The sequence below is a fragment of the Pseudoalteromonas sp. PS5 genome (genome assembly GCF_004103255.1).
Classification (GTDB): Bacteria; Pseudomonadota; Gammaproteobacteria; order Enterobacterales; family Alteromonadaceae; genus Pseudoalteromonas; species Pseudoalteromonas peptidolytica.
The window spans coordinates 1-5,204 of record NZ_RCSQ01000251.1 but is presented as its reverse complement, the minus strand read 5'-3'; the positions used below and the strand labels follow the sequence as shown (position 1 = coordinate 5,204).

Below are 5,204 nucleotides of genomic sequence, written 5' to 3'. Positions count from 1 at the left end.
CTACCAACTGAGCTAATGACCCACTTTACACAGCAGTTTTTTGTTACCAATCGCCTGCTGCGGGCGCTTATAATACTTATTTAAATTTTGAGTGCAACTGAAATAGCTAGTTTTTTTCACTTTTTATGACTAAGCGCCTAATTTTAAGGCACTCAGCTCAAAAAGTGATAATTACATCTTAGCTAAACGCTCTGTTGCCAATTTTGCAGGAGTCGTACTTGGATACTCTTTAATCAATTTATTTAAGAGCGTTTTGGCTTCAGTTGTTTTACCTTGCTCATTAAGTATCGTTCCTAGCTTTAACATAGCCTCTGGGCGCTTGTTTGACTCAGGAAAGTTCGTTACAACTGTCTCAAAGTGAGATTTTGCATCGCTACTTTTCGTTTTAATTAAGAATAGCTGCCCTAGCCAATAATGCGCATTAGGAACATAAACTGAATTTGGGTATGTCTGTAAAAAACGTTGGAACTCTGGTATCGCGGCATCATAGCGCTTATCCTTCATGATCATGTTTACTGCACGATCATAAGCTTCATTCTCAGACAAATTACTACTAAACGCTTGTTCAGGGGTAATATCTGTTGTCACGGTGCTTGTCTGAGACTGATCATAGGCCTGACTAACCCGGTTTTCAATTTCCTGATAGAGCTCACGTTGACGTTGCAAGACTTTTTCCAGTTTATAGCTTTGTTCTTCAGTTACACCACGAACTTGACTTACTTCCTCTTGCAACAGGTTGAGTTGCTGCTGGAGCTCTGCTTGTAGCAGGTTTCGGGTTCTCATCATACTTTCTAATTGAGAGATCCGTTCTTCAATTGTTTGATCTGAATTTGCAGCTTCTGAAACAGGAGCGGGAGCAGCCCAAACTTGGGCGCTCCCGCTCATGAGAAAGAATGCTGCCAAAATAGTATTCGGCTTCATAATAACTCTTTCTTAGTACACTAATACCGCACGACGGTTTTTAGCAAATGCTTCTTCTGTACGAGACTTAACCATAGGCTTTTCTTCACCGTAGCTCACGACTGAAATCTGACTATCTGAAACACCTAAGCTTTGCAGGTACTTAGCAACTGACTTACCGCGGCTTTCACCAAGAGCAATATTGTACTCAGGTGTACCACGCTCATCCGCATGACCTTCTACAAGAACTTTTACACTTGGGTTTTTAACCAAGAAATCAGCATGTGCTTGAAGTAGCTCTGCATATTTGCTTTGAATTGTAGATTTATCAAAATCAAAGTAAACAATTTGCTCTTGGCGTAACGCTTCATATTTTTCGCGTAGCTTCTCTTCAGCCGACTTTTCGCGAGACATTGTGTTTACGTCTACAGTGTTGCTCTCTGTGGTTGCCGCTCTGTTACTCTCATTAGCCGCACCTTCGTCAACACTTGAAGAAGAGCTACATGCTGCAAGTGTCATCACAGGCAACGCGACCATTAAAGCTTTTAAAGTTTTGTTAAGTTGCATCGAGTATGTTCCTATATCTTTATAAATCTAACCAGCAAAATTACTGTAAAAACGGCGACCAGGCTGGTGCCTTAACCTGACCGTTCAAGACCGGTAGTCTTGCCTTGAAACGGCCATCCATAGACACCAATGCCAATACCTGCTTATTATTGTGCAAGGTGCTGTATATTATCATTGAACCATTTGGCGCGATACTCGGAGATTCATCTAACCTCGTACGAGTCAACACTTGAAACAGCCCGGAATCTAATTCTTTTTTAGCAATATGGTAACGGCCAAGTGTACGGTTTACCATTATCAAACGCTTTCCGTCTGGAGTAATGGAGCCCGCTAAGTTCATATCACCGTCGAATGTAACTCGCTTAGACCGACCAGATTTTAAATTTAACTTATAAATCTGAGCATTACCACCCCTTTCAGATGTATACACAATTTCTTGTCCATTTGGATGCCAAGACGGTTCAGTATCTATACTACGGTGGCGTGTTAAGCGCGTTTCTTGCTTGGTTTTTAAGTCTATCAAGTAAACTTCTGTTGCACCGCCTGCATCTTTAGAAAACACAGCTAGCAGTTTGGTGCCATCAGGCGAAAATTGTGGAGCACCATTAATGCCAGGATAGCTTGTAATAAGTTCACGCTTTCCGGTATAGATGTCCTGAATATAAATTTGTGACTGACGGTTTTCAAAAGTGACATAAGCAAGTTTATTCGCATCTGGTGACCAAGCTGGTGACATCAGTGGCTCTTTTGAGCGTAGTAATACTTGCTCATTGTAACCATCATAATCGGCAACAACTAACTGATAAGGTTTGTCTTGTTCATCTCGAACAATGATATAAGCAATCTTGGTTCTAAACGCACCTTTTTCGCCGGTCAGTGCTTCATAAACAACATCGCTTATCTGATGAGCATAGTTTCTAAACCCACTCGCGTTAATAATGCTTTGACGTCCTTCAAGTACATGATCGTCGCTCTGCATCAAGCGGCCATTTGACATGATACGCGTTTCACCACCTGTCAACTGTGCTCTTATCACATCAATAAGCTCATATTTTACCAAATAACGTCCCGCAGATTGTTGCGTCACTGTACCAACAACCACAGCTTCAACGCCAGCATCAACCCAAGCGGCATAATCCACTTCAGTATCTGTTGTTGGTAATTGTGGCATATTGCTTTCCGCAATCGGTTTAAACTTACCACTGCGCATAAGATCTGCTGAAATTACCTCAGTTAAACTTGAGGGCATCTCCCCTGTACCATTGTATTTAAACGGTACAATTGCGATAGGTCTAGCACTGTCCACCCCTTCGGTAATCACTATCTCCAACGCGGCCTGCACGTAGTGTGAAATACCAAGGGTTAAAACCAGTAATAAGGTTGAGAACTTTTTTAACATGTTCGTCCTTTATAAATTAGGTTTGATTGTTAAATTGATATTTTTAAGCTGTTCAAATACGTCTTTTTCTTTTGAAACAGGTAAAGTGTCAGCCATTTTCACCGCTCGTATTGCGGCTTCACAAACCAGTCTGTCTCCGCCGAGTGATTCAACATGGGTCACCAAGCCATTGAAAGCTAGTCGAATGTTAACACGACATTGCTTACCCTTCATTGTCTCATCAATCAGAAGATTAGCTTGGATACGCTGCATAATAAGGGCTTTATACTTATCTACTTCGCTCAACACTTGCTGCTGACGAATTTTAGCTCTTGCTGCTTGCTCTTTTGCTAGTTGCTCTCGTAGCATTTGCTCTTCGAGTGCTTTTTGACGCTTGCGCTCTGCTTCTTCAGCTTTTCGCTTCTCTTCAGCTTCACGACGTTTGCGTGCTTCCTCTGCCTTTTTCAGCCTATCTTCTTCTGCTTTACGTTGCGCGGCAGCTTTTTTGGCTGCTTCCTCTGCGGCAGCTTTTTCTGCTCTGGCTTTATCGGCTTGCTCACGTTGCTTTTTCTCTATCTCTCTTGCACGCTTGGCCTGAGCTTCTGCACGACGCTTTTCTTCAAGCTTTGCTTGGCGCTCTTGCTCTAGCTTTTTAATACGGCGAGCTTCTGCTTCTCTGTCTTTTCTAGCTTGCTGTGCACGCTGCTCTAAATCACGAATACGCCGCTCCTCTGCGGCCTTTTTATCTGCCTCACGCTTTTTTAGATCCGCAATTTTCTTTTCGACAGCTTGCTGATCGACAGAAACAGCAGACACCACTCGCTCAGGTTGTTTGTCTTCCTGTTGCGGGTTTAGCGTCACTTCCATCACTGTCGGCGTATCCATATGAAAATTTGCAGTAGCAAGAAGCAACCCACCAATTGCACCATGAAGCAAGACTGACTTAACTACGCTGCTAGATAATGAACTCATTATTCATCCTCAAACGATTTCGTCATTAACCCAACAGAAGGCACTCCCGCCTTTTTCAAAAAGTCCATCAGATAAAGTACTTCTTGATAAGACACTTTTCCTGAGCCTTTTATCATTACTGGTGTATCGGGGTTTTGTTCGAGCTTAAGCTTAATAACTGCAGCAACTTCTACAGCATCCATTGGTGCTTCAGGATCAGTACCCACTGTAACAAAGTAGCGGCCTTCGGCATCAATCGTCGCAATAATAGGAGGCGAGTCCTTAGTTTCAACTAATTCGGATTCCTCCATTTGAGGAAGATCTACTTTTACGCCGTGCTGGATCAGCGGCGCTGTAGCCATAAAAATGATCAACAACACCAACATGACATCTATATAAGGAACGACGTTAATTTCCGCTACGGGACGGCGCTTCTTACGCTGATACATTTTGCTTAGCCTCTACTTGTGTTGCTGCTTGACGATAAAGAATATTGGCAAACTCTTCCATAAAGTTGATGTATTGGTTTTCTAACTTTTCAACATTTTTCGCAAAGCGGTTATAAGCCATCACAGCCGGAATTGCAGCAAATAAGCCCATTGCCGTTGCAATCAACGCCTCAGCGATACCCGGAGCAACCATTTGCAGCGTGGCTTGTTTGACTTCGCCCAAGGCAATAAAAGCGTTCATAATTCCCCACACAGTACCAAACAAGCCAATATACGGGCTTATTGAACCGACTGTTGCAAGAAAAGAAAGGCTGGACTCTAGCTTTTCAACCTCTCGGGAAAGCGCAACTCGCATTGACCTGTGAGTGCCCTCCAGCACAATTGAAGGCGATTGGATATTGCCTTTTTTATGCTTTGCAAATTCTTTGAAGCCCGACACAAATAGCGCCTCTAATCCAGAAGCTGTTCCAGCTCTTGCGGTGATTTCATTATAGAGCTTACTTAGATCCATACCTGACCAAAACTTTTGCTCGAAATTCTTTGACTGGCTTTGGGCTTGCGAAATAATGGTTTTGCGCTGAAAGATAATTGCCCAAGAAGCAATTGATAGACCAACCAGAGTCAACATCACAAGTTGTACTAAAAAACTGGCTTTTAAAATTAAATCGACAAAATTTAGTCCCGATTCCACGTTATTATACTCCCAAAAGTGTTTCGGCGATGGTAGCCATTTATATTATTGAGCGCTTAGAGGCTGCATCTAGTGATAGACTAGAACTACTACCAAAAGGTTCAGCTAGTTTAACCACACTGTAAATACCTTACAATCTCAATACTGCGAATTCATTGTATTTGACGATAAATAACTCAAATCCTTACTGTCCTTCTATTTCATACTTTTTCTATGGTTTTAGCTCCCTGACCTACTGGTTGTAAATATGATTAAAAACTGCATAAAA

Annotated in this window: 6 protein-coding genes; all 6 read right to left on the bottom strand. The window is 42.3% G+C overall.

Translation table 11 applies throughout. The features are described 5' to 3' along the window. Nucleotides 1-171 precede the first annotated feature (171 nt). Genes ybgF through tolQ form a run of 6 tightly spaced genes read right to left on the bottom strand, consistent with a single transcriptional unit; the run spans nucleotide 172 to nucleotide 4,936 of the window. Nucleotides 172-921: a tol-pal system protein YbgF gene (gene ybgF / locus D9603_RS21450; protein WP_125254368.1), complete on the bottom strand. Its 750-nt coding sequence runs from the start codon at nucleotides 919-921 to the stop codon at nucleotides 172-174. Nucleotides 922-933: 12 nt separating this feature from the next. After that, the gene (gene pal, locus D9603_RS21445) at nucleotides 934-1,467 is read right to left on the bottom strand and encodes a peptidoglycan-associated lipoprotein Pal (RefSeq protein ID WP_125254369.1); all 534 of its coding nucleotides are present in this window, start codon (nucleotides 1,465-1,467) and stop codon (nucleotides 934-936) included. A 40-nt stretch (nucleotides 1,468-1,507) separates the two neighbouring features. Continuing rightward, nucleotides 1,508-2,866 carry a Tol-Pal system beta propeller repeat protein TolB gene (gene tolB / locus D9603_RS21440; RefSeq protein ID WP_128732850.1) on the bottom strand — a complete coding sequence of 453 codons (1,359 nt, stop codon included), beginning with the start codon at nucleotides 2,864-2,866 and terminating at the stop codon, nucleotides 1,508-1,510. Between the two features lie 9 nt (nucleotides 2,867-2,875). Then, nucleotides 2,876-3,817 (bottom strand): cell envelope integrity protein TolA, encoded by a 942-nt coding sequence (gene tolA / locus D9603_RS21435; protein WP_125254371.1) that lies wholly within the window; start codon nucleotides 3,815-3,817, stop codon nucleotides 2,876-2,878. Then, on the bottom strand, nucleotides 3,817-4,245 hold the full coding sequence (tolR, locus tag D9603_RS21430) for a protein TolR (RefSeq protein ID WP_099643373.1): 429 nt from the start codon (nucleotides 4,243-4,245) through the stop codon (nucleotides 3,817-3,819). Before tolR ends, tolA begins: the two co-directional genes overlap by 1 nt. Then, complete coding sequence (gene tolQ / locus D9603_RS21425; RefSeq protein ID WP_125254384.1) at nucleotides 4,232-4,936, bottom strand: protein TolQ; 705 nt, start codon at nucleotides 4,934-4,936, stop codon at nucleotides 4,232-4,234. Before tolQ ends, tolR begins: the two co-directional genes overlap by 14 nt. Between the last annotated feature and the right edge of the window lie 268 nt (nucleotides 4,937-5,204).

Excerpts from the sequence above, each read along its gene's own strand:
- pal (WP_125254369.1), bottom strand. The coding sequence starts at position 1,467 with ATGCAACTTAACAAAACTTTAAAAGCTTTAATGGTCGCGTTGCCTGTG.
- tolA (WP_125254371.1), bottom strand. The coding sequence starts at position 3,817 with ATGAGTTCATTATCTAGCAGCGTAGTTAAGTCAGTCTTGCTTCATGGT.
- tolB (WP_128732850.1), bottom strand. The coding sequence starts at position 2,866 with ATGTTAAAAAAGTTCTCAACCTTATTACTGGTTTTAACCCTTGGTATT.
- tolR (WP_099643373.1), bottom strand. The coding sequence starts at position 4,245 with ATGTATCAGCGTAAGAAGCGCCGTCCCGTAGCGGAAATTAACGTCGTT.
- ybgF (WP_125254368.1), bottom strand. The coding sequence starts at position 921 with ATGAAGCCGAATACTATTTTGGCAGCATTCTTTCTCATGAGCGGGAGC.